Source organism: Delftia sp. UME58 (assembly GCF_014170385.1).
In the GTDB taxonomy this organism is placed as follows: domain Bacteria; phylum Pseudomonadota; class Gammaproteobacteria; order Burkholderiales; family Burkholderiaceae_C; genus Comamonas; species Comamonas acidovorans.
This window is the reverse complement of the sequence record NZ_LZZV01000114.1, coordinates 41,681-64,692: the sequence shown is the minus strand read 5'-3', so window position 1 is coordinate 64,692 and position 23,012 is coordinate 41,681. Positions and strand designations below refer to the sequence as shown.

The window sequence follows — 23,012 nt, the reverse complement described above, 5'->3', positions numbered from 1 at the left end:
GGGCAGCCTGCCCGCCCTGGCCCGGGGCCTCTCAGCCCGCCAGCAGCGCGGGCAGGATCCGGGCCGATGGGCCGCGCAGGCACTGGTGCGCTGCGTCATCCAGCTCGGAAGGTGCCGGGTTGATGACGGCCACGTGCGCGCCGGCCTGGCGCGCCATCCGAGCCAGCCCCGCGGCCGGATACACGGCGCCCGAGGTGCCGACCACCAGCAGCACATCGCAGCGCTGCACGGCAGCCTCGGCGGCCTGCCATACGCCCATGGGCAGGGACTCGCCGAACCAGACCACGCCCGGGCGCACCAGGTTGCCGCAAACAGGGCATTGCGGAGGCTCGCCAGGGTTCTGCCCGGCCAGGTCGCAGCAGGCGCGGGGCCGCTCCAGCCAGCGGTCGCGCATCAACTCGCCATGCAGGCACAGCACGCCGGGGCTGCCCGCGCGCTGGTGCAGGCCATCCACGTTCTGCGTGACCAGGGTCATGCGGCCCGGGCGCTGCAAGGCCCACTGCGCCAGCGCATGGTGGCCTGCATTGGGCTGCACTGCCGCCACGGCCTCGCGCCGGTGCGCATACCACTGCCACACGCGCCGTGGGTGGGCGCGAAAGCCCGCCTCGCTGGCCATGTCCTGCGGGTTGAACTGTGCCCAGTAGCTGTTCTTGTCATCGCGGAACGTGGGCACGCCGGATTCGGCACTGACGCCTGCGCCCGTGAGCACGGCCATGTGCGCTGCACCTGCAATGCGCTCGCGCAGCTCGCCCTGGCCGGGCAGTTCAGTAGCGGTAGAAGGCAGCGCAGTGGGGGAAGGTTCGTCGGGCATCGGAGGGCGAAGGAAAAAAAGCAGGCCATTGTGCGGCAGTGCCGCACCAGGGCGCATCAAATGCCTTTTTCCACCATCTCCAGCAGGCGCAGCGCCAGCGCCCGCCGCTGCTCGGGCGTGGCACGGCGCAGTGGGCCATCGATCACCAGCAAGGCCATGCCATGCACGGCCGACCAGGCCAGGAACTCGGCCTGGGGCCGGCGCTCGGGCGGCAGCACGCCGGCCTCGGCCATGCTGTCCAGCGCGTAGCCCAGCAGCTCGAACGGGTTCAGGCCCATGGCCGCCGCACGCGTGTTGTCGGGCGGCAGGTCCACGTCGTACTCGACGGAGGCAAAGGCCGTGCGGAACCAGCCGGTCTCCGTCTGGGCAAAGCCCAAGTAGCCCCGGCCCACGGCAGCCAGCAAGGCGCGCGAGCGCAGCAGCGCATCGGGCAAGGCACGGGCCTGGGCCATTTCGGCCTCGATGGCCACGGCCAGCGCGCCCAGCGCGGCAGCGCGCACCGCGTCAAACAAGGCCTGGCGATTGGCAAAGTGACGATAGGCCGCATTCGGCGCCACGCCCGCCCGCCGCGTGGCCTCGCGCAGCACGATGGCCTGGGGACCACCTTCACGCGCCAGCGCCAGGCCAGCCTCGACAAGGGCCTGGCGCAGGTCGCCGTGGTGGTATGACTCACGCCTGACACGTCGCTGCGTCACTGTTTTGGTTCCTTTTTTTTCTGCATGACCACGTCAAACGCAAGGGACGACAGCCCTGCCCCGCCGATTTACAGCTTGACACCGAAGCTGACAGCACCTGATGTGGACAGCGTCCATTTTAGTCCCTAGCATATGTGAACGGCGTACACACGCCGGGCAGAAATCGATAAAAAGCCGGCATCGAACGGCAAAAAGCGGTTTTCACCGTCACCAAGGAGACAAGCATGGCTTTGCACACCGGCCGCATCCAGCCCTGCCTCTGGTTTGACAACCAGGGCGAGCAGGCGGCGCGCTTCTATACGGAAGTCTTTCCCGATTCCCGCATCACGGCCATTGCCCGCTATGGCGAAGCCGGCCACGACATCCACGGCAGGCCAGCCGGCAGCGTGATGACAGTGCAATTCGAGCTGGACGGCCAGCCCTTTCTGGCGCTCAACGGCGGCCCGATGTTCCGCTTCAACGAGGCCGTCTCGCTGATGGTCAGTTGCGATACGCAGGACGAGATAGACCACTACTGGGGCGCCCTGTCCGAGGACGGCGACCCGGCGGCGCGTCAATGCGGCTGGCTCAAGGACCGCCATGGCCTGTCGTGGCAAATCGTCCCGGCCCAGATGGCGGGCTGGATGGGGGGCCCCGACATGGCCGCCGCCCAGCGCGTGATGCAGGCCCTGCTGGGCATGCAAAAGCTGGACATCGCCGCTCTTGAGCGCGCACATGACGGCCACTGAGGCCTCCTGCGCCCATCCTCCCACTCCTCTCCCCCTCCCCTCGCCACCATCCGCTTCAGGAGCGTTCCATGCAATTCATCCCCTATCTGAACTTCAACGGCAACTGCGCCGAAGCCTTTGCCTTCTACGCCAGGCTGTTCGGCGGCACCATCGTGCACCAGAGCACCTTCGGCGAGACACCGGGCATGGAGCAGATGCCCGATTCCGCCAAGGGGCTCATCATGCATGCCCACCTGCAGATCAAGGACCAGGCGCTGATGGCCTCGGACGCCACCGACAACTGCGGTGGCGGAGGCTACCAGCAGGCCCAGGGCATGTGGATCTCGATCGGCGTGGACGATGCCACCGAAGGCGGCCGCATCTTCAACGCGCTGGCCGAAGGCGGCAAGGTGACCATGCCCTTCCAGGCCACGTTCTGGTCGCCGGGCTTTGGCATGGTGACGGACCGCTTCAACACACCCTGGATGGTCAACGTCAAGGGCGAGGCCTGAACAAGGCCGGCCGACACATTGCCTCTGTCACCCAAGAAGGAGTCTTCATGAACGCCAATCCCGTCGTCTGGTTCGAGATCCATGTGCAGGACATGGCGCGTGCGCGCCGGTTCTATGAAACCGTCTTCCAGGGAAAGCTGGAGCATCTGCCGGCGCCAGATGGCTCCGACAGCCAGGAGATGCTGTCCTTTCCGATGGACATGACAGGCCCCGGCGCGGGCGGAATGCTGGTGCGGATGGACGGCGCACCTTCCGGCGGCGGCGGCACCCTGGTCTATTTCGGCTGCGAGGACTGTGCCATCGAACAGGGCCGCGTCGAGGCCGCAGGCGGGCGCATCGAGCAGGCCAAATTCTCCATAGGCCCCCACGGGCACTGCGCCGTCGTGGTGGACACCGAGGGCAACCGAATCGGCCTGCATTCCATGCAATGAGGAGCGCCATGACAGCACAAGACCTTCCCGATCACGCCAACGACCTGGTGCTCACGCGCCTGCTGGACATTCCCGCCGACAGGCTCTACCGCTGCTGGACCGAACCCGCGCTGATCCAGCAATGGTTCGCGCCCAGCCCCTGGAGCGTATCCCGCGTGGACAACGATGTGCGGCCCGGCGGCCACAGCCTCATCGTCATGCGCAGCCCTGAAGGCCAGGAGATGCCCGGCAGCGGCGTCTATCTGGAAGTCATTCCCAATCGCCGCCTGGTCTTCACCGACGCCTTCACCCAAGGCTGGGTGCCTGCCGACAAGCCCTTCATGACGGGCATCGTCAGTTTCGACCCCGAAGGCGGCCAGACCCGCTATACCGCCCGGGTGCGCCATTGGAGCGCTGCCGACCGCGCCCGGCATGAAGCCATGGGTTTTCACACCGGCTGGGGCCAGTGCACGGACCAGCTGGCCGAACTCGCGACCCGGCTCTGAAGCCGGATTTCACCAGGAGAGAGCCATGCACTACATCGACGGATTCGTACTGCCCGTGCCCCGGGCCAACCTGCAGGCCTACCGCGAGGTGGCGCATGCCGCCGGCCAGGTATGGATGGAATACGGCGCGCTGCAGTACTGGGAATGCGCGGGCGATGACGTGCCCATGGGCAAGCTGACCTCGTTTCCCCAGGCCGTGCAGCTCAAGGAAGGCGAGATCGTGTTCTTCTCATGGATCATCTATGCGTCGCGCGCGGAGCGCGACCGCATCAATGCCGCCGTCATGAAGGACCCGCGCATTGCCTCCATGGACCCGGCCACCATGCCCTTCGACGCCAAACGCATGTTCTGGGGCGGCTTCGAGAGCGTGGTGGAACTGGGCACGGGCGAGGGTGCAAGTGCGGGCGCCAGCGGCGCGCCGGCCTAGATCTGGTCAGCCGGGGCGGCAGACACGGCAGGCGTGGTGCCCTGGCCGCGCTGGCGCAGCGCTTCGTACAGGCACACGCCGCTGGCCACGGACACGTTGAGGCTGGAGACGGCGCCCATCATGGGGATGCCGATCAGCTCGTCGCAGGTCTTGCGCGTGAGCTGGCGCATGCCGTCGCCTTCGGCGCCCAGCACCAGGGCGGTGGGGCCCGTGAGGTCCACCTCGTACAGGGTCTTGGGCGCATCGTCGCTGGTGCCGATGATCCAGATGTCGCGCTCCTTGAGCTCATTGAGCGTGCGCGCCAGGTTGGTGACCATGAAATAGGGAACGGTCTCGGCCGCGCCGCTGGCCACCTTGGCCACGGTGGCGTTCACGCCCACCGCATGGTCCTTGGGCGCAATCACCGCATGGGCGCCGGCGCCATCGGCCACGCGCAGGCAGGCCCCCAGGTTGTGCGGATCGGTCACGCCGTCCAGCACCAGCAGCAGCGGCTTGCTGATGCCGTCAGCCTCCAGCTGCTCCAGCAATTCGTCCAGCGAATGCACCTGGGCCACCGCCTCCACGCGAGCGGCCACGCCCTGGTGGCCATGGCTGCCGGCCAGCTTGGCAAGGCGTTCGCCGTCGGCCTCGATCAGCCGGACGCCGGCCGACTTGGCGCGGTCGAGGAACTGGCGCATGCGCGCATCGCGGCGCGTGGCCTCGTAGTAGACCTCGATGATGGATTGGGGCGCGGTCTTCATGCGCACGCCGACGGCGTGGAAGCCGAAGAGAACTTTGGGGGACGACATGGGGCGCAATTATCCCGCCAATTGAGCGGTGCCCCGGTCCCCGCCTTGCGAAGCCCGTCTGCGCGCAACGGCTCCTGTGGTTTTTACGTAGCCGCTACACTGCGCGGCTTGGCCGCCTTCCAGCAGCCCTGCACATTGCGGCATGCACCGTAGCCACGGGCATGCCGCTTTGCATTTTTCCATCGCTTGGGTTTTTTCCTTTTCTTTGCCAACCATCATGCTCAAAGCCCTCTTCGCCCGGCTTGCCCGCACCAGTCTGGTCGGCCAGATCGCCATCAGCCTGGTCGCTGGCGGCCTGCTGGCCTGGCTCTGGCCCGAGGCCGCCCGGTCCGTGTCCCTGCTGGGCACGCTGTTCATCTCCGCCCTCAAGGCCGTGGCGCCCGTGCTGGTGCTGCTGCTGGTGGTCTCGGCCACCAGCAACCACCGGCCTGGCCAGGCCACGCAGATCCGCCCCATCCTGTGGCTGTATGTGCTGGGCACCTTTGCGGCGGCCGTGGTCGCCGTGGCGGCCAGCATGGCCTTCCCTTCCACCATCCAGTTCAAGGATGCCGCCCCGGCCCAGGGCGCGCCCGGGCGCATTGGCGAAGTGCTGATGGCCCTGGTGCAAAGCGCCTTCGACAACCCCGTGCGTGCGCTGATGAATGCCAACTACATCGGCATCCTCGCCTGGGCACTGGCCATGGGCATGGCCCTGCGCCATGCCTCGGAGTCCACGCGCACCGTGATGCAGGACCTGGGCCAGGCCATCACCCGCGTGATCCAGGGCGTGATCCGTCTGGCGCCGCTGGGTATCTTCGGCCTGGTGGCCGGCACCTTTGCCCAGTCGGGCCTGGAAAAGCTGCTGGACTACGCGCACCTGCTGGCCGTGCTGCTGGGCTGCATGCTCTTCGTGGCCCTGGTGGTCAATCCGTTCATCGTCTGGACGCAGACGCGCCGCAATCCCTATCCGCTGGTGCTGACCTGCCTGCGCGAGAGCGCGGTAACGGCCTTCTTCACGCGCAGCTCGGCCGCCAACATTCCGGTGAACCTGGCGCTGGCCAAGCGCCTGGGCCTGGATGAGGACACCTACAGCGTCTCCATCCCCCTGGGCGCGACCATCAACATGGCCGGCGCCGCCGTCACCATCAGCGTGCTCTCGCTGGCTGCGGCCCATACGCTGGGCATCGAGGTCGATCTGCTGACCGCCATCTTGCTGTGCGTGGTGTCCGCGGTCTGCGCCTGCGGCGCCTCGGGCGTGGCCGGCGGCTCGCTGCTGCTGATTCCGCTGGCCTGCAGCCTGTTCGGCATCTCCAACGATCTGGCCATGCAGGTGGTGGGCGTGGGCTTTGTCATCGGCGTGATCCAGGACTCGGCCGAAACCGCGCTGAACTCCTCGACCGACGTGATCTTCACGGCAGCTGCCTGCGAGGCAGCCGGGCGCCGTGAGGCCGTGGCGGCCTGAGCTTCACCCCATGCCGGCGTCCGATCAGGCCGCCAGCGCCTGTCCCTCTTCGATGCGGGCGACGCGGCCGGCCTCGATGGTCACGCGACGCTCGCAGCGCGCAGCAATGGCGCGGTCATGGGTGACCATGACCAGGGTGGTCCCGCGCTCGCGGTTGAGCGCGAACATCAGCTCCATGATGGTTTCGCCGGTCGCAAAGTCCAGGCTGCCCGTGGGCTCGTCGGCCAGCAGCACGGCGGGCTCGACCACGAAGGCACGGGCCAGCGCCACGCGCTGCTGCTCGCCGCCCGACAGCAGCTTGGGATAGTGGCCCAGGCGCTGGCCCAGGCCCACGCGCTCCAGCATCTCGGTGGCGCGGCGGCGGGCCTCGCGGCTGCCCGCCAGCTCCAGCGGCAGCATCACGTTCTCCAGCGCCGTCAGATTGCCCAGCAGCTGGAAGCTCTGGAACACAAAGCCCAGCTTTTGCGCGCGCACGGCGGCGCGTGCATCCTCATCCAGCGCGAACATGTCCTGGCCCTGCAGCCGCACCGTGCCGCGCGTGGGCGTATCCAGGCCGGCAAGAATGGACAGCAGCGTGCTTTTGCCCGAGCCCGAGGCACCGACGATGGCCACGGTTTCCCTTGCGGCAAAACGCAGATCGATATCCCGCAGAATATCCAGTGTTCCGGTCGAATCGCTGACCGACTTGAAGACATGCTCGACTTCGATCAGGGGCTGGGCAGTGCTTTGTGACATGGAGGATGGGAAGACGATGCAAGACAAGCTGCGCGCAATGCGCCGACGCCGCCACTTTATATCGGCCGGCTTGGCCTTCGGCCTGCTGGGTACTTGGACGGCCACGCCTGCATGGGCAGCCGAGGCGGGCCCGCTGCTGGTGCTGGGCGACTCGCTGAGTGCCGAGTACGGGCTGGCCCGTGGCACGGGATGGGTGGCACTGCTGCAAAAGCGCCTGCAGGAGAGCCAAAAGAATGTGCCGCTTGTCAATGCCAGCGTGAGCGGCGAGACCACCTCGGGCGGCCGCTCTCGCCTGCCTGCCTTGCTCAAGCAGCACAAGCCATCGGTGGTGGTGATCGAATTGGGTGGCAACGATGCGCTGCGGGGTCTGCCGCTGCAAAGCACGCAGGGCAATCTGGACGCCATGGTCCGCGCGGCCCGGGATGCCGGAGCCAAGGTGCTGCTGGTGGGCATGCAGGTGCCGCCCAACTATGGCAACGGCTATACGCGCCAGTTCGAGCAGTTGTTTGCCAAGGTGGCGCAGGAGCAGAAGGTGCCGCTGGTGCCCTTCCTGCTGGCCGGCATCGGTGACGCGGCCGATTCGGCCCAGTGGTTCCAGGCCGACCGCATCCACCCCACGGCCAAGGCCCAGCCGCGCATGCTGGACAACGTCTGGCCCCAGCTCAGCCGGCTGCTGCCCTGAGCACAGGGCAGGCAGGCTGTCAGTTGCTGCGGCCTTCCCCGCCGGGATGCGCCGCTGCGGGAGAGGCCTGGTCCTCCGCCGCTATGCCGCCGCCCTCATGGTCGTCGGGCTTTCTTTCGGCCTTGGCCTTCTCCTTTTCAAGCTTTTTCTGCTTCTTCGCCAGTTCGCGCTGGCGTTTTTCATAGGCGTAATTGGGTGTCGCCACAGGTGGACTCCTCTGTTGTTGCAAGCCCCACTGTAGCCGCAAGACGGGGCCTGCCAGGAAAACCTCAGGATGGAGGGGATGCAGCTTCGGCAGAATCGCCCACGCTGCAGCGGTATGCATGCCAACTGGCACAGCCCAGCAAAGGCCCCACCAGCAGCAGGCCCGCGCCGTACCACCACAGGGCAACCGCCACCAGCACGGTGATGATCGCGGCCCACTGCAGCATGACGACCAGGTTCAGGCCGACCACGCGCATGCTCGTGATGCAGGCCGTGAGCGCGTCGCTGCCCCGATCCAGCATGGCCGGCAGCGCCACCACCATGCTGGCGAACACCAGGGCCGCGAATGCGCCGCCAACCAGCAGGTAGATGGCCAGGAATTCCCAGTTCTCGGGCCGCGCCACGGCCTGCAGCATGCCGGCCGTGGTGGGCATGCCGGTATCGAAGAACACGGCAAAGACCACCATGGAGGCGCGCGCCCAGAGCATCTCCAGCACCAGCAGCACCATGACCAGCATGCCCATGCTGCCCATCTGCGTGTCCCAGCAGGTCAGCGAGTTGCTCAGTTGGGGCGGCAAGCCCCGCTCCAGCCTGCGGCTGGTGTCGTACAGGCCCATGGCCAGGAAGGGGCCGATGAGCAGGCAGCCGCTGGCCATGGCCATGCTGTATTCCGGGCTGGCGCGGAACACCCAGCCGATCAGCAGGGCCATGGCCCAGAAGCACAGGCCGTAGAACAGCGCCACGCCGGGCGCACGCCGCAGATCGCGCCAGCCCAGGGCCAGCCAGTGCCAGGGGTCGCCCATGCGCAGCAGCTGCACCTGCAGCGTGCCCGCCGGGTTGTCGGAAGCTTTCTCGCGAGCGGGGGATGCCTGCATGCCTGGACCTCCTGGATCAGCGGGTCCAAAGTTATCGCAGCCATGGCACCGCTGCCATGGCGGAAACTACCGAGGCCTGCCCGGACCCGCAGGTCTGTACCCCAGTCTGCACTCAGGCCTGGACCAGCTTGCCCGGCTGGCCGGGCAGCACCTTCCAGGCCGCATCGCGCACAGCCTGGTATTGGCGGCTGAACACGGTGTCCACGTAGATCCACTCGGCCTGGCAGGCCTGCGGCGTGGCCGTGACGATCATGTAGCCACGGCGCGAGGTATCGCAGTACTTGAGCGTGGAGATGAATTGCAGCAGTGCGCCACGCAGCTGGGCCGGGTCCTGGCCCGACAGGTATTCCTCGAAACCCGGCGAGCTGACGGACGAGGTGGCGAACTCCACGCCCACGGCCTGCCCGCTGCGGTCACGCAGTTCGCTGGCCCAGGCATTGTGGGTGTCGCCCGCCAGCACGACCAGGTTCCTGCCCAGGCTGCGCGCCGTGGCCAGCACGGTCTCGCGTGCCACGGCGTAGCCGTCCCATGCATCGAGGTTGTAGGGAATGCTGGGCTGGGCCAGGATGGCCTTTTCCGCCGCCGTCAGGCTGGCCGGGTTGGCCTGCGCCTTGGCCAGCAGCGCCGCGTAGGCCGGCAGCGAGACACCGCTGCCGGGGCTGAGGATGTCCATCAGCAAGGGGGCCGGCAGCTCCATGCGCCCCATCAGCACCTGCTGGCCCAGCACCTGCCAGGTGGCCTGGGAGGCCGCCAGTTGCTGGCCCAGCCACTGGGTCTGGGTGGCGCCCATGAGCTGGCGCGCAGGATTGGCCATGTCGGAGGTGAAGCGTGCCGCGTCCAGGCCCTGGGCGGTGAAGTAGTCGGCATAGTCCAGCTGTTCGTCGCGGCCGATGACACGCGTGTCCAGCATGTGCAGCGCCAGCAGGTCGCCGAAGGCGAAGCTGCGGTAGATGATCTCGGGCTGCGCGTTGCGCGTGGGCATCCACTCGTGGTAGGCCTTGAGCGCCGCTACCTTGCGCAGTTCGAAATCGCCCTCGGTGGCCGGCTGGTGGTTTTCGGCGCCGTGCATCCAGGTGTCGTTGGAGATTTCGTGGTCGTCCCAGACGGCGATCATGGGCGCCGCCGCATGCAGGGCCTGCAGGTCGGCATCGCTCTTGTACTGGGCATGGCGCTGGCGGTAGTCGGCCAGGCTGACGATTTCGTTGGCAGGCAGGCTCTGGCGCTGCATGGCTTCGGCCTTGCCATTGGCATAGCCTCCGCGTGCGTATTCATAGATGTAGTCGCCCAGGTGCACGGTGGCATCCAGGTCGCCCTGGCGCGCCGCATGCGCGTAGACATTGAAGTAGCCGGCCGGGTAGTTGGCACAGGAGAACACGGCCAGCTTGACCTGCTGCACCGCGCCCACGGGCAGGGTGCGCGTGCGGCCCGTGGCGCTGGTCATGCCCTGGCAGCGAAAGCGGTAGTGGTAGCGCGTGGCGGGCTTGAGGCCCGTGGCGTCGGCCTTGAAGGTGAAGTCCTGGGTGGCGCGCGCCATGGCCTTGCCCGAGGTCACGATGGTCTTGAAGTCGGCGTCCGAGGCCAGCTCCCACTCCACCTCGATGTCGCTGGAATGGCCCTGGGGCGGCGTCACGCGGGTCCAGAGGATGACGCGGTCGCTCAACGGGTCGCCGCTGGCCACGCCGTGGCGGAACTCGACGGGAATGCTGCTGTCGCCATCGGAGCCGCCGCAGCCGGCCAGTGGCAAGGCCAGCGCCGAGACGCCCATGCCGCGCACGAAATGGCGGCGGCTGGCCACGATGCCGGACCCATCGGACGCGGTCTTCGCGTGCTGCAGGATATTGGTGATGCTCTCTTTGTGCTTCATGCTGGACCAGGGCCTGGAGGCCCCCGTGGGATGGTATGAAGCCAACGAGCATCGGTGCTGCCGGTGACAGGCGCATGTCACCGGCGCCTGGCACTCAACTATGCGAACGCGGCGGCCAGGGCCTGCTCCAGGTCGGCACGCAGGTCCTGCACGGCCTCCAGGCCGATGGCAAAGCGCACCACGGTGCCGCTGCGCAGCTGGGGCGTGGGGCAGCTGCGCATGGACGGCAGCTCATAGGGCACGACCAGGCTGATGGGGCCGCCCCAGCTGTAGCCGATCTTGAACAGGCGCAGGCTGTCGCAGAAGCGGTCCACGGCCTGTTGGCCGTGGCGCGGGTCGATGACCACGCTGAACAGGCCGGCCGCCACGCCCTCACCGCCGCCGGCTGCGCCGCACAGGGCCTTCCAGTTCTCGTGGCCCGGAGCGCCCTCGAGCGCGGGATGCAGCACCTGGACCACGGCCGGCTGCTGCTGCAGCCAGCGCGCCAGCTCGCGCGCGGCGCGGTCCTGTGCGTGGTAGCGCAGTGCGATGCTGGGCAGCGATCGCAGCACGGCCTCGGTGTCGTTGCCGCCCACGCCCAGGCCCAGGCGCATATGGGCCAGCTTGATGCGCATGTGCAGCGCCTGGTCGCGCGTGATGATGCTGCCCATGAGCACATCGCCGCCGCCGCTGGGGTACTTGGTGAGCGCATGGACGGTGGCGTCCACGCCCAGACTGTGCGAGCCGTCGCCCAGCAGGTCGAAGGGATTGAAGGCCAGGCCCGCGCCCCAGGTGTTGTCCAGCACGGTGGTGATGCCGCGCGCGCGGCACAGGCGCACCATGGCGATGAGGTCAGGGAACTCCATGGTCACCGAGCCCGGCGCCTCCAGCCAGACCAGCCGCGTCTTGGGCGTGATTTTGGCTTCGAGGTCGGCAACATCCATGGCGTCGTAGCACTGGTGGCGCACGCCGAAATGGGCCAGCTCGCCCTCGCTCAGGGTCTTGTTGGGACCGTAGGCGTTGTCGGGCAGCAGCATCTCGTCGCCGGTGCGCAGCAGGGCCAGGGAGGTGGTGGCGATGGCCGCCAGGCCGCTGGGCACCAGCAGGCACTGCAGGCCGCCTTCCAGCGCACTCAGGCGCTCTTCCAGCAAGAAGGTGGTGGGCGTGCCGTGCAGGCCGTAGGTGTAGCTGCTCTTGTCCAGCCACTGGCGGCGGCGCATGGCCGCCACGTTCTCGAAGATCACCGTCGAGGCCTTGTGCACCGGCGGCTGCGGCGCGACAAAGCCTTCGGGCGGCTGGTAGGGATGGTGGATGAGATGGGTGCTGATCTGCAGGTCGGGTGTGCTCATGCAGCGCATCTTATGCGCTGGGCCACGGCGTTCAGGCATAAAAAAACCAGGCGGACAGAGCGCCTGGTTTTCATTGGGGGAGCAAAGCCGGTGGCTGCGATCAGCTGGCCTTGATCTCCAGCATGTTGCTGACGTTGTTCACGCCCTTGACGGCCTTGGCAATGTCGCCGGCGCGCATCTTGAGCGCATCGCTGGGCACCGAGCCGGTCAGCGTGACGGCGCCGGCCTTGGTGTCCACGTCGATCTTGAGGGCGGAGATATCGGGTTCCTTGATCAGGTCGGCCTTGATCTGGGCGGTGATGCCTGCATCGTCGAGCGCGGCGCCTGCCTGGCTCATGGCGTTGTTGGTGGCCGTTTCGGCCTTCATCGCGCCTTCCTCGATCTTGGTGCCGGCGCTGCTCATGGCGTTGTCGATCTTCTGGCCTGCGCTTTGCGCGGCCTGCTGGGACTGCTGGACGGCGGAGTCGAGCTTCTGGCCGGCAGTGTCTTCGGTCTTGCCGCATGCGGCGAGGCCGAAGGCCAGGGCGGACACGGCGAGGATGTGGCAGCAGCGTTGGGTGATGAAAGTCATGCGGTTACTCCTTGAATAGTTGTGAGGCGGTCAACACAGGCCTCGACTTTATTTATGGCCCTGGGACAAACCCATACGACGCCGACGCAAGCGCCTGTAGGACAAGCCCGAACATCCCGGCACCATCCAGTTAGCATGACAATAGCGGCCATGCATTCCCTGGCGCGCTGGTTTCCCTTCCTGGCATGGCCCAGACCTTCGGCAGCCGTGCTGCGCGGGGAGTTCTGGGCAGGTCTCACCGTTGGTCTGATGCTTCTGCCCCAGGGCGTGGCCTATGCGGCGCTTGCCGGCATGCCGTTGATCACCGGCATTTACGCCTCCATCGTCCCTGCCCTGGTGGCCGTGATGTTCAGCGGCTCGCCGCGGCTGGGTGTGGGGCCCACCGCCTTGAGTGCCCTGTTGATCGGAGCCTCCCTCACGGGCCTGGCCGAACCCGGCTCCGCGCACTGGGTGGCCCTGGCCGCCTGGATGGCGATTCTTTCGGGCCTGGTGCAGTGGTCGCTGGGCCTGATGCGTGCCGGCTGGCTGCTCAATCTGGTGACCTCGCCCGTGCTCACGGGTTTCACACAGGCCGCAGCGCTGCTGATCCTGGCCTCGCAGTTGCCCACCCTGCTGGGACTGCGCTCGACCTGGAGCGCGGTCTGGAACACGCCTTCGCTGCAGCTTTTCGACTGGCAGTCCATCCTCTACGGCATTGCCAGCATTGCGCTGCTGGTGCTGGCCAAGCGCTGGCGCGCGGCCTTTCCCTCGGCCATCTTCATCATTGCGCTGACCGGCGTGATCAGCTGGGCCACGGACTTTGCCGATGACGGTGGCGCCGTGGTCGGCCACCTGCCGGCAGGCCTGCCCAGCTTCCAATTGCCGGGATTGCTGAGCTGGGACGAGTTCGGCGCCCTGGTGATGCCGGTGCTGGTGATCTCGCTGGTGAGCTTCCTGGAGACGGCCTCCAGCGCCCAGGTGGAGCACCAGCAGGCCGGCACGCGCTGGAACGAGAACCAGGACCTGGTCGCCCAGGGCCTGTCCAAGATCAGTGCGGGCCTGTTCGGCAGCTTTGCCACCAGCGCCTCGTTCTCGCGCTCGGCCGTGAACCTGCTGGCCGGAGCCAAGACAGGCTGGTCCAACGTATTCTCCATCCTGCTGGTGGTCATCGTGGTGCTGTGGTTCATCCCGGCGCTGTACCACGTGCCCAAGGCGGCGCTGGCGGCCATCGTGATCACGGCCGTGGTCAACCTGGTCAAGCCGCGCGTGCTGCTGCAGTTGTTCAAGGTGTCGCGCGTGGAGGGCAGCATTGCGCTGGCCACGCTGCTGCTGACCATCGTCACGGCGCCGCGCATGTACTGGGGCGTGTTCGCGGGCATTGTGCTGAGCCTGGGCTACTTCCTCTACCAGCGCCTGCATCCGCGCATCATCGAGGTGGGCCAGCATCCCGACGGCAGCCTGCGCGACCGCAACCTCTGGCAACTGCCGCCACTGGCGCCGGGCCTGCTGGCCCTGCGCATGGATGCCGAGCTGGACTTCGGCTCGGCCTCGGCCCTGGAGCGCCGCATCGGTGACGAATGGGCGCTGCGCCCGGAGACACACCATCTGTGCCTGCTGGCCCAGCCCATCAACCGCATCGACGTGACGGGCGTGGAAACCTTCGTGCGCCTGCAACTGCTGGCGGCCAAGCGCAGCGGCGTGCTGCATGTGGTGGGCCTGAAGCTGCCGGCCGAGCAGGTGCTGCTGCGGGCGGGCGCCCTGCACCGCGGACCGCACCTGCGGCTGTACCGCACCGATGCGGAATTCCTCGCCTCCCTTGCCCTGCCGCCGTTCGTGCCTGCACCAGGAACAACATCTGTTACCACCGATGGTGCAAAAGTCGATGCCGGCGCGGCGACAATCGAGCCTACACACTGATACACTTCACTGGCTTTTCATTCAGCCCTCCGTGACTGCCCCCGCATCCCACCAATCCGTATACCTGCGCGACCTGCGCCTGGCCACAGCCCACGCGCTGGTTACCCACGCTGGTGGGGCGGTCCATCTGCCCACGGATTCGCCGACGCGATATCTGCAGGCGCTGATCGATGAACTGTGCTCGCTGTCGCTGCGCGACCCGCTCACGGGGCTGGCCAACCGCCGCCATTTCCGCACCATTGCCGAGCGCGAGATCGACCGCGTGGCGCGGTCTGGCGAAGCGGCCCTGATGCTGATGCTGGACATCGACCATTTCAAGCAGATCAACGACCAGCACGGCCATATCGTGGGCGACCGGGTTCTGCAGTCGGTGGCCCGTACCCTGACCAATTGCGTGCGCCCCATGGACACGCTGGCCCGCTACGGAGGAGAGGAATTCGCCATCGTGCTGCCCGCCTGCCCTGCGACCTTCGGCGTCTCCGTGGCCGAACGCATACGCAGCGCCATCGAGCGCATGCCGGTCGTCATCTCACCCACGCTGACACTGCAGATCACCATCAGCATCGGCGGCGCCTATGCGCTGCAGTGGATACGCAGCACCACAACCTTGTGGACCGAGCGTGCCGACAAACAGTTGTATCTGGCCAAGTCTGCCGGCCGCAACCGCGTGCACATTGAAGAACAACCTGACAGTACGGTAAGCGCGGAGGAAAAAAGCCTGCTTTTCGGACCTTTGTATGCCCCGTCCCCGTTTGACAATGGGCTGAATCCAGATATTGCAACCGATGTGGACCCCGAAGATGGACTCCGCTGATAGCCAGGTGGTAAGCGACAACGCCATTCCCCACCCCTCCCTGCCCGCTGCCGTTCCGATGAGCGATGCCGTGCGCGCCAAGCCGCGCGGACACATCATCGCCGTGACCAGCGGCAAGGGCGGCGTGGGCAAGACCTTCGTTTCGGCCAATCTGGCCGCAGCGCTGACACGCCATGGCCTCAAGGTCCTGGTGCTTGACGCCGACCTGGGTCTGGCCAACCTGGATGTGGTGCTCAACCTCTACCCCAAGGTCACGCTGCACGATGTATTCACCGGCCGTTCCTCGCTGGAGGAAGCCATCCTGCCCGCGCCCGGCGGCTACTCGGTGCTGCTGGCCGGCTCCGGGATGATCGAGTACTCGCGGCTCACGCCCGAGATCCGCCAGCAGTTCACGCACACCATCGAGACACTGGCCCCGCGCTACGACATCGTGCTACTGGACACCGGCGCAGGCATCTCGGACGTGGTGCTGTTCTCCGTGTCCATGGCTACCGAGGTGCTGGTCATCGCCACCCCCGAGCCCACCTCGCTGACCGATGCCTATGCGGCCATCAAGGTGCTGGCCATCCAGCAAAAGCGCCAGCAGATCCGCCTGGCCATCAACCAGGCGGCACGCCCCGGAGATGGCCGCGCCATCACGGGCCAGCTGCAGCAGGTGCTCAACCGCTTTGTCAGCACGGCCTCCGGCGAGCCATTGCGACTCACGCACCTGGGCGACATTCCCTCCGACCCGGCCGTGCGCGAGGCCGTGATGCGCCGCCAGTTGCTGCTGCAGTCCATGCCCGGTGCACCGGCTTCGCTGGCAGTGGCCCAGCTGGCCAATAAAATCAAGGCCCTGCTGGTGTCGGGCGGCTGATAGGGCCGCCCCTCGCCGGGCGCCCGGCAAGGGGCGCCCCGATCCAACCCGCGGCCTGTGCCGCACCCGCCTGCCTGCCCGTGTCCGACATCCTCAATATTTCCTGCTACAAGTTCACGCCACTGCCCGATGCAGCGGCGCTGCGCGACACCCTGGCCGAGCGCGCCCAGGCCCTGGCGCTCAAGGGCACCATCCTCCTGGCCGAGGAAGGCATCAACTTCTTCCTGGCCGGCCCCGCACAGGCGGTGCACAGCTTCGTTGGCCAGTTGCGCGCCGACGAGCGCTTTGCCGACCTGGCCCCCAAGGAAAGCTGGTCAGACACCGTGCCGTTTCGCAAGATGCTGGTCAAGGTCAAGCGCGAGATCATCCGCATGGACCACCCCACCATCCGCCCGGCAGAGGGCCGCGCGCCATCGGTCAGCCCCGCCACGCTGCGCCGCTGGCTGGAACAGGGCCACGATGACGAGGGCCGCGAGGTGGTGACGCTGGACACGCGCAACGACTTCGAGGTCGATGCCGGCGCCTTCAAGGACACCATCGACTGGCGCATCACCAAGTTCACCGAGTTCCCGCCCGCGCTGCGCGCCCACAAGGCCGATCTGGCCGACAAGACCGTGGTCAGCTACTGCACGGGCGGCATACGCTGCGAGAAGGCCGCCATCCTGATGCGGGACGAGGGCCTGGAGCATGTCTACCAGCTGGAAGGCGGCATCCTCAAGTACTTCGAGGAAACCGACGGCGCCTTCTATGACGGCGGCTGCTTCGTCTTTGACGAGCGCCGGGCCGTGGGCGCAGACCTGGCCATCACGCCCCTGGCTGCGGCAAAGCCGCTGGAGCCGATACAGCCGACAAGCCCGCCAGGCAAGGCTTAGGCCTTCAGTCGCAGCGCCTGCTGCGCCACGCGCTCGCCGAACACGCGCGCCGTCTCCAGGTCGCCCGGCAGCATCTCGGCGGCCGACGCATCCGAGGCCGATTGCGCCATGGCACCGCTGAAGGCGCCTATCCAGTTGAGGTCATTGCGCTGCGCGGCGCGCGCGTTGGACGGCAGCATGCCGCTGCCCACCCACAGGCCGCCATGCTGCATGGCCAGCTGGAACAGGTAGTCCAGCGTGGTCTGCTTGTTGCCGTTGACGCTGGCGCTGTTGGTGAAGCCGGCGAACAGCTTGTCCTTCCAGGCCTGCACGAACCACGGCTTGGACGAGGCATCGGCAAAGCGCTTGAATTGCCAGCTGGGCCCGCCCATGTAGGTGGGCGATCCAAAGACGATGGCGTCTGCCGCCGCCAGCAACTCCCAGCCACCCGCAGGCAGCTGGCCATCGCTGTCGATCGACAGCATGCGTGCGCCTGCGCCGTCGGCCACGGCCTGGGCCATGCGCTGGGTGTGTCCGTAACCCGAGTGGTAGACCACCACGATATCTGCCATACAAGAAATCCAATCCTCGGACGCCCTGCGCAGCCACAGGCCAGCCAGCGCCGCATTCATCAATCCATCCACGCCAAAGGGCCCCGCAGCGCTGCTGCGGGGCCCACTCAAGGCAGTAGCCTAACAAAAATCAGGGCATGGCCAACGCTGCCCCACCCTCTCAATGGCGGCGCGCATCCACGCTCCAGCCGCCGGCACCGTGGGCTGCAAAGCCCAGCAGGCCGCCAGTCACGGCGATGTTCTTCCAGAACAGCAACTGCTGCATCATGGCCGCGTCGGCCGGCACGCTCCAGTAGGTGTGAAAGAAGAAGCTGGCCACCAGCGTGAAGAACGCCAGCACCAGGGCCGCCCAGCGCGTGCACCAGCCCAGCAGCAAGGCCAGGCCGCCGACGATCTCCACCACCAGGGCAATGGCCACGCCGATCTGCGGCATGGGCATGCCGACCGATGCGGCATAGCCCACGGTCCCGGCGAAGCCTCCGATTTTCTGAAAGCCCGCGGGCACGAACATCAGCGCGATCAGAATGCGGCCGGCCAGCGCCAGCGGGTTGCTCAGACGGTTCAACATGATGGGTACTCCTCGTGAATCTTCAGCGCGTGCTGCGCTCTCAGGCTTGCAGATCGAACACCAGGACCTCGGACTGCTCCCCGTCGTGCAGGCGCAGTCGCGGTTCATTCTCCACAAGGGCCGCATCGCCCGTTGTCAGCCGTTGCCCATTGACGCTCAGCGCGCCGCGCACCAGGTGCACATAGGTCTTGCGGCCGGCAGGCAGTTCCAGCTCGGCCTGCTCATCCGCGTCGAACAGGCCGGCGTAGAGCCGGGCATCGGCATGGACGCTGACCGAACCCTGGGCGCCATCGGGCGAGGCCACCAGGCGCAGACGGCCGCGCTTTTCCTCGTCGGCAAAGGCTTTTTGCGCATAGCCGGGCGCAATGCCCGTCTCGCTGGGCAGCAGCCAGATCTGCAGGAAATGCGTGGTCTGGCCCGGCGCATGGTTGTGCTCGCTGTGGACCACGCCCGAGCCGGCGCTCATGCGCTGCACCTCGCCGGGCGAGATGGTCTGCTCGTTGCCCATGCTGTCCTTGTGCGAGAGCCGGCCTTCGAGCACGTAGCTGATGATCTCCATGTCCTTGTGGCCATGGGAGCCGAAGCCCGTGCCCGGGGCGATGTGGTCCTCGTTGATCACGCGCAGGTTGCCAAAGCCCATGTGGCGCGGATCGTGGTAGCCCGCGAACGAGAAGCTGTGATGCGAGCGCAGCCAGCCGTGGTCGGCATGGCCGCGTTCCCGGGATTTGCGCAGGGCGATCATGTTTTTTGTCCCTTTCCAACGTGTCAGGTCTTCGAAATTCTTGCGTCGATGGCTCCACTGTAGAAGCCGCTGCCGCAGGCAAGGCGCAGCAGGATTGATGGCATCATTCAAAGCTTTTGAAGCCATAACGCCCCATGCCCAGCCCCCGCGACGTGCTCACTCCCGACAGCCTGGCCATGCTCCAGGCCATTGCCGAGGCCGGCAGCTTTGCCGCCGCTGCACGCCAGCTGGGCCTGGTGCCCAGTGCCCTGACCTACCGTGTGCGCCAGATCGAGGATGCGCTGGACGTGCTGCTGTTCGACCGCCGCTCGCGCCACGCCCAGCCCACCGAGGCCGGCCGGGAGCTGCTGCGCGAGGGCGCCCGGCTGCTGCATGAGATCGACACCGTGGCCCACCGCGTGCGCCGCGTGGCCACGGGCTGGGAGCCGCACCTGACCATCGTGGTCGATGGCGCCGTGGCGCGCACGCCGATGCTGGAGCTGGTCGAGGCCTTCTACGCCATGCAGCCGCCCACGCGGCTGAAGCTGCGCGACGGCATCCTCACCGGCACGCTGGAGACGCTGACCTCGGGCCGCGCCGACCTGGCCATCGGCGTGGCCGTCAACTCCAGCAACGTGGCGGGCCTGCAGGCCTGCGAGCTGGGCGAGCTGGACTTCGTCTTTGCCGTGGCGCCCCACCATCCGCTGGCCACGGCGCCCGAGCCCATCACGGACGCGACGCTGCTGCAGCACCGCATCATCGCCGTGGCCGATTCAGGCCTGCGCGACAGCGCCAGCATGGGCCTGCTCAGCGGCCAGGACATCTTCACCGTGGACTCCATGCAGGCCAAGATCGAGGCCCAGGTGCGCGGCATAGGCTGCGGCTTCCTGCCCCATTTCATGGCCGATGTGTATGTGCAGGCCGGCCTGCTGGTGACGCGCCAGGTCGCCCGCCCCTCGCGCAATGTGCGCATGCACTACGCCTGGTCCTGCCCGCCGCAGCAGGTCCCGCCACGTGCGCTGCAGTGGTGGCTGCAGCAGCTGGAGAGCCCCGCCACGCGCCGCGCTCTCATGGAAAATCATCACCGACATTGAGCTGGCGCACGCCGTCGGGCGGTCCGAGCGGGTGTAGAGTGGTTACAGGTCCCGGCCTGTTCCGCCGCAGCGGTGCAACAGGCCGGAACGGACATGCTTCCCGGAATCTGCCACTGCCCGCAAAGGTCTGCTCCATGAACGCTTCCCGCGCCGCCTCCAAGTCCACGGTCAAGAAAAAGGCCACCAAGCCCCCCGAAGCCTCCAAGGCGCGCCCCAAGGCCGGCGCACGCCGCATTGCCGTGATTGGCGCCGGCATGGCGGGCCTGGCCTGCGCACGCACGCTGATGCAGGCCGGCCACGATGTCCATGTCTACGAGCGGCTGCCCCAGGTGGGCGGGCGCATGCGCTCCGTCAACGCCGCGCATGGCGCCTTCGACATCGGCGCGCAGTATTTCACCGTGCGCGACAAGCGCTTCGAGCTGGCCCTGCAGACCGTGCCCGGCCTGTGCCGCCCCTGGAGCGTGAGCACGCTGCGCGTGCTGGACGCGCAGGGCCGCCAGTCCAGCGCCGCGCCCGCACCCACCGAAGCCCATTGGGTGGCCACGCCCGATATGCAGGCCCTGCCCCTGGCCTGGGCCGCGCCGCTTTGGGATGCCGACCGCCTGCACCTGGGCCAGCGCGTGACCAAGCTCGAGCGCCAGCCCGGCCCGCGGGGCTGGAGCCTGCATGTGGAGACGACCGAGCCGACCACGCAGATCCGCGCAGGCTTCGATGAAGTGATACTCGCCCTGCCCGCTCCACAGGCACGCCAGCTGCTGCAGACCACGCCCCTGGCCCTGTCGCTGGTGCAGGGCATGGCGGCCGTGGAAATGGCGCCCTGCTGGACGCTGACACTGTCCTACCCCATGGCCACAGAGGCCGGACTGTCCACCCTGGGGCCGCAGTGGAATGCAGCCCGCACCACGCATGAGCGCGCGATCTGGGTAGCACGTGAATCCTCCAAGCCGGGCCGCTCCCAAAGCGAGCGCTGGACCGTGCTGGCCAGCCCCCAATGGTCGCAGGAGCACCGCGCCGACGACGCTCCGCGCGTGCTGGCCAAGATGCAGAAGGCCTTTGGCGAGATCACGCGCATCCGCATCCCTGCCCGCCATGCCAGCGTCTACCTCTGGCCCCATGCCCAGACCCTGTCGCCGCTGGGCCGCAGCCATTTGCGCAACAAGGATGCCGGCCTGGGCCTTTGCGGCGACTGGTGCATTGGCCGCCGCGTGGAGGATGCCTTTGTCTCGGGACTGGAAATGGCCCTGGCGTTGGTTGCAGACTGAACCCGCCCACCAGGTCATGGCAAGGGGCGGCGCAAGGCCTTAACATCCGGCCCCGATGATTCCCGCCGCCCCTGAATCCGCCGAAACCGGCAGCGCACCTGCCACGCCACCATATGTCGGCCGCTTTGCCCCCTCACCCACGGGCCTGCTGCATGCAGGCTCTCTGGTGGCGGCGCTGGCCAGCTGGCTGGATGCGCGCGCCCATGGCGGCCGCTGGCTGGTGCGCATCGAGGACATAGACCCTCCGCGCTGCCAGCCCGGTGCCGACACCGCCATCCTGAAGCAGCTTGCCAGCTGCGGCCTGCTGCCGGACGAGGAGCCCGTCTGGCAGTCCCGCCGCCACAACGTCTACGAAAGCGCACTGGAGCGGCTCAAGGCCCGCGGCCTGGCCTATCCCTGCGGCTGCACGCGCAAGGACGTCGAGGCAGCCTGGGAAAACCTGGGCTGGACCCATGAGCGCCATGTGGAGCGGCCCTACCCCGGCACCTGCCGCGACGGCCTGCACGGCAAGAGCGCCCGGGCCTGGCGCTTTGCGCTGGACCGCTTCACCCGCCACGACCCCGTGCTGCACTGGCAGGACCGCCGCTTGGGCGCCCAGCAGCAGGATGTGATCCACGGCGTGGGCGACTTTGTCCTGCGCCGGGCCGACGGCCTGTGGGCCTACCAGCTGGCCGTGGTCGTCGATGACGGCCTGCAGGGCATCACCCATGTGGTGCGCGGCGCCGACCTCGCCGACAATACGCCCCGCCAGATGCTGCTGCAGCGCGCCCTGGGCATGGGTCACCCGCAGTACCTGCACACGCCGCTGGTGCTCATGCCCGACGGCGAAAAGCTTTCCAAGCAGCACGGCGCCCCTGCACTGGACCTGAGCTCCCCTGTGGCCGCGCTGCGCACCGCAGCCGCCCACCTGGGGCTGCCCCAGCCTTCTCCCCAGGCCGCATTGGGCGAAGCACTGCAGTTCTGGGTCCGGGGCTGGCGCCATACATACAATTGAGCCCGTGAACCCAATTTCTTCCCCCCACGCCGAGCAGTCCATGGACGGCGATACCCCGAACACCATGTCCGCTGCCCCAGGTACGCCGCACGATTCATCCTCCCCCTCCGCACCTGCGGCCGCCCGTACCAGCCAGCCGCCCGAGGGCGTGGCCCATCCCAAGACCATCAAGAGCTATGTGCGCCGCGCAGGCCGCACAACGACCGGCCAGGCCAAGGCCTTCGAGGAGCTGGGCCCGCGCTTTGTGCTGAACTACCAGGCCGCGCCGCTGGACGCAGCGGCCACCTATGGCCGCCAGGGCCCTCTGATCCTGGAGATCGGCTTCGGCATGGGCGAGGCCACGGCGCACATTGCGCGCGTGCGCCCCGATGACAACTTCCTGTGCTGCGAGGTACACGAGCCCGGCGTGGGCGCCCTGCTCAAGCGCATTGGCGAGCAGGACATCTCCAACATCCGCATCCTGCAGCACGATGCCGTCGAGGTCATAGACAACATGCTGCCCGAGGCCAGCCTGGACGGCATACACATCTTCTTCCCCGATCCCTGGCACAAGAAAAAGCACAACAAGCGCCGCCTGATCCAGGAGCCTCTGGTGGCCAAGCTGGCGCGCCGGCTGCGTCCCGGCGGCTACATCCACTGCGCCACCGACTGGGAGCCCTATGCGGTGCAGATGCTGGAAGTGCTGGGCGCGGAGCCTCTGCTGGCCAACACGGCCGAAGGCTATGCCGCCAAGCCCGACTACCGGCCGCTGACCAAGTTCGAGAACCGTGGCATCCGCCTGGGCCACGGTGTATGGGATCTGGTGTTTGAGCGCCGCTGAGCCGGTCG

27 protein-coding genes are annotated in these 23,012 nt (G+C 67.5%); 15 read left to right on the top strand and 12 right to left on the bottom strand.

Annotated features, from left to right (window positions below; translation table 11 throughout):
• Positions 1-31: 31 nt before the first annotated feature.
• Complete coding sequence (locus A9976_RS29730; RefSeq protein ID WP_259649365.1) at positions 32-811, bottom strand: NAD-dependent deacylase; 780 nt, start codon at positions 809-811, stop codon at positions 32-34.
• Positions 812-867: 56 nt separating this feature from the next.
• A complete protein-coding gene (locus A9976_RS29725; RefSeq protein ID WP_183021943.1) occupies positions 868-1,506 on the bottom strand; it encodes a TetR/AcrR family transcriptional regulator in 639 nt (212 codons plus the stop codon).
• 224 nt (positions 1,507-1,730) lie between these two features.
• Between A9976_RS29725 and A9976_RS29720 the strand changes: the two genes are divergently transcribed.
• The 5 genes from A9976_RS29720 to A9976_RS29700 all read left to right on the top strand — a co-directional run bounded on the left by A9976_RS29720 (position 1,731) and on the right by A9976_RS29700 (position 4,068).
• Positions 1,731-2,234, top strand: a complete 504-nt coding sequence (locus A9976_RS29720) for a VOC family protein (protein WP_183021942.1) — start codon at positions 1,731-1,733, stop codon at positions 2,232-2,234.
• Between the two features lie 68 nt (positions 2,235-2,302).
• Positions 2,303-2,725, top strand: a complete 423-nt coding sequence (locus tag A9976_RS29715) for a VOC family protein (RefSeq protein WP_034394280.1) — start codon at positions 2,303-2,305, stop codon at positions 2,723-2,725.
• A gap of 47 nt (positions 2,726-2,772) precedes the next feature.
• Positions 2,773-3,156 (top strand): VOC family protein, encoded by a 384-nt coding sequence (locus A9976_RS29710; RefSeq protein WP_013802186.1) that lies wholly within the window; start codon positions 2,773-2,775, stop codon positions 3,154-3,156.
• Positions 3,157-3,164: 8 nt separating this feature from the next.
• Positions 3,165-3,641 carry an SRPBCC family protein gene (locus tag A9976_RS29705; RefSeq protein WP_183021941.1) on the top strand — a complete coding sequence of 159 codons (477 nt, stop codon included), beginning with the start codon at positions 3,165-3,167 and terminating at the stop codon, positions 3,639-3,641.
• Between the two features lie 25 nt (positions 3,642-3,666).
• The gene (locus A9976_RS29700; RefSeq protein WP_183021940.1) at positions 3,667-4,068 is read left to right on the top strand and encodes a DUF1428 domain-containing protein; all 402 of its coding nucleotides are present in this window, start codon (positions 3,667-3,669) and stop codon (positions 4,066-4,068) included.
• Here A9976_RS29700 and rlmB read toward each other — a convergent pair.
• A complete protein-coding gene (gene rlmB, locus A9976_RS29695; RefSeq protein WP_012205857.1) occupies positions 4,065-4,856 on the bottom strand; it encodes a 23S rRNA (guanosine(2251)-2'-O)-methyltransferase RlmB in 792 nt (263 codons plus the stop codon). The two genes, A9976_RS29700 and rlmB, sit on opposite strands and share 4 nt — an antisense overlap.
• Positions 4,857-5,073: 217 nt before the next feature.
• On the opposite strand from rlmB, the gene sstT reads away from it, so the two are divergent.
• Complete coding sequence (sstT, locus tag A9976_RS29690) at positions 5,074-6,297, top strand: serine/threonine transporter SstT (RefSeq protein WP_183021939.1); 1,224 nt, start codon at positions 5,074-5,076, stop codon at positions 6,295-6,297.
• Between the two features lie 24 nt (positions 6,298-6,321).
• On the opposite strand, the gene A9976_RS29685 is transcribed toward sstT, so the two are convergent.
• Positions 6,322-7,032, bottom strand: coding sequence for an ABC transporter ATP-binding protein (locus A9976_RS29685; protein ID WP_183021938.1), 711 nt, complete (start codon positions 7,030-7,032; stop codon positions 6,322-6,324).
• Between the two features lie 16 nt (positions 7,033-7,048).
• Between A9976_RS29685 and A9976_RS29680 the strand changes: the two genes are divergently transcribed.
• Positions 7,049-7,714, top strand: a complete 666-nt coding sequence (locus A9976_RS29680; protein ID WP_183021937.1) for an arylesterase — start codon at positions 7,049-7,051, stop codon at positions 7,712-7,714.
• Between the two features lie 19 nt (positions 7,715-7,733).
• Here the strand turns inward: A9976_RS29680 and A9976_RS29675 are convergent, their stop codons facing one another.
• From A9976_RS29675 to A9976_RS29655, 5 genes are all read right to left on the bottom strand, one after another.
• Entirely contained in the window at positions 7,734-7,919 is a 186-nt protein-coding gene (locus tag A9976_RS29675; protein ID WP_183021936.1) for a hypothetical protein, read from the bottom strand.
• A 64-nt stretch (positions 7,920-7,983) separates the two neighbouring features.
• Entirely contained in the window at positions 7,984-8,793 is an 810-nt protein-coding gene (locus tag A9976_RS29670; protein ID WP_183021935.1) for a DUF2189 domain-containing protein, read from the bottom strand.
• Between the two features lie 112 nt (positions 8,794-8,905).
• Complete coding sequence (locus tag A9976_RS29665; RefSeq protein ID WP_183021934.1) at positions 8,906-10,657, bottom strand: alkaline phosphatase; 1,752 nt, start codon at positions 10,655-10,657, stop codon at positions 8,906-8,908.
• A gap of 98 nt (positions 10,658-10,755) precedes the next feature.
• Complete coding sequence (locus A9976_RS29660; RefSeq protein ID WP_013802177.1) at positions 10,756-11,985, bottom strand: PLP-dependent transferase; 1,230 nt, start codon at positions 11,983-11,985, stop codon at positions 10,756-10,758.
• Positions 11,986-12,085: 100 nt separating this feature from the next.
• The gene (locus tag A9976_RS29655; protein ID WP_013802176.1) at positions 12,086-12,556 is read right to left on the bottom strand and encodes a BON domain-containing protein; all 471 of its coding nucleotides are present in this window, start codon (positions 12,554-12,556) and stop codon (positions 12,086-12,088) included.
• Between the two features lie 150 nt (positions 12,557-12,706).
• Between A9976_RS29655 and A9976_RS29650 the strand changes: the two genes are divergently transcribed.
• The 4 genes from A9976_RS29650 (at position 12,707) to A9976_RS29635 (ending at position 16,994) form a co-directional block, all read left to right on the top strand.
• Positions 12,707-14,452, top strand: a complete 1,746-nt coding sequence (locus A9976_RS29650; RefSeq protein ID WP_183021933.1) for a SulP family inorganic anion transporter — start codon at positions 12,707-12,709, stop codon at positions 14,450-14,452.
• Positions 14,403-15,266, top strand: a complete 864-nt coding sequence (locus A9976_RS29645; RefSeq protein WP_013802174.1) for a GGDEF domain-containing protein — start codon at positions 14,403-14,405, stop codon at positions 15,264-15,266. Before A9976_RS29650 ends, A9976_RS29645 begins: the two co-directional genes overlap by 50 nt.
• On the top strand, positions 15,253-16,122 hold the full coding sequence (locus A9976_RS29640; RefSeq protein ID WP_096916463.1) for a MinD/ParA family protein: 870 nt from the start codon (positions 15,253-15,255) through the stop codon (positions 16,120-16,122). The genes A9976_RS29645 and A9976_RS29640 overlap by 14 nt, the downstream gene beginning before the upstream one ends.
• An 80-nt stretch (positions 16,123-16,202) precedes the next feature.
• Positions 16,203-16,994 (top strand): sulfurtransferase, encoded by a 792-nt coding sequence (locus A9976_RS29635; RefSeq protein WP_183021932.1) that lies wholly within the window; start codon positions 16,203-16,205, stop codon positions 16,992-16,994.
• Here the strand turns inward: A9976_RS29635 and A9976_RS29630 are convergent.
• From A9976_RS29630 to A9976_RS29620, 3 genes are all read right to left on the bottom strand, one after another.
• Positions 16,991-17,545, bottom strand: a complete 555-nt coding sequence (locus tag A9976_RS29630) for a flavodoxin family protein (protein ID WP_043796746.1) — start codon at positions 17,543-17,545, stop codon at positions 16,991-16,993. The genes A9976_RS29635 and A9976_RS29630 overlap by 4 nt on opposite strands.
• Positions 17,546-17,705: 160 nt before the next feature.
• Positions 17,706-18,113: a DoxX family protein gene (locus A9976_RS29625; RefSeq protein ID WP_012205870.1), complete on the bottom strand. Its 408-nt coding sequence runs from the start codon at positions 18,111-18,113 to the stop codon at positions 17,706-17,708.
• A gap of 40 nt (positions 18,114-18,153) precedes the next feature.
• Entirely contained in the window at positions 18,154-18,855 is a 702-nt protein-coding gene (locus A9976_RS29620; protein ID WP_183021931.1) for a pirin family protein, read from the bottom strand.
• A 134-nt stretch (positions 18,856-18,989) separates the two neighbouring features.
• On the opposite strand from A9976_RS29620, the gene A9976_RS29615 reads away from it, so the two are divergent.
• The 4 genes from A9976_RS29615 to trmB all read left to right on the top strand — a co-directional run bounded on the left by A9976_RS29615 (position 18,990) and on the right by trmB (position 23,004).
• Positions 18,990-19,928 carry a LysR family transcriptional regulator gene (locus A9976_RS29615; protein WP_183021930.1) on the top strand — a complete coding sequence of 313 codons (939 nt, stop codon included), beginning with the start codon at positions 18,990-18,992 and terminating at the stop codon, positions 19,926-19,928.
• A 134-nt stretch (positions 19,929-20,062) separates the two neighbouring features.
• Complete coding sequence (locus A9976_RS29610; RefSeq protein ID WP_183021929.1) at positions 20,063-21,190, top strand: NAD(P)/FAD-dependent oxidoreductase; 1,128 nt, start codon at positions 20,063-20,065, stop codon at positions 21,188-21,190.
• Positions 21,191-21,245: 55 nt separating this feature from the next.
• Positions 21,246-22,184, top strand: a complete 939-nt coding sequence (gene gluQRS / locus A9976_RS29605) for a tRNA glutamyl-Q(34) synthetase GluQRS (protein WP_183021928.1) — start codon at positions 21,246-21,248, stop codon at positions 22,182-22,184.
• A 40-nt stretch (positions 22,185-22,224) separates the two neighbouring features.
• The gene (gene trmB / locus A9976_RS29600; RefSeq protein ID WP_183022060.1) at positions 22,225-23,004 is read left to right on the top strand and encodes a tRNA (guanosine(46)-N7)-methyltransferase TrmB; all 780 of its coding nucleotides are present in this window, start codon (positions 22,225-22,227) and stop codon (positions 23,002-23,004) included.
• Positions 23,005-23,012 lie beyond the last annotated feature (8 nt).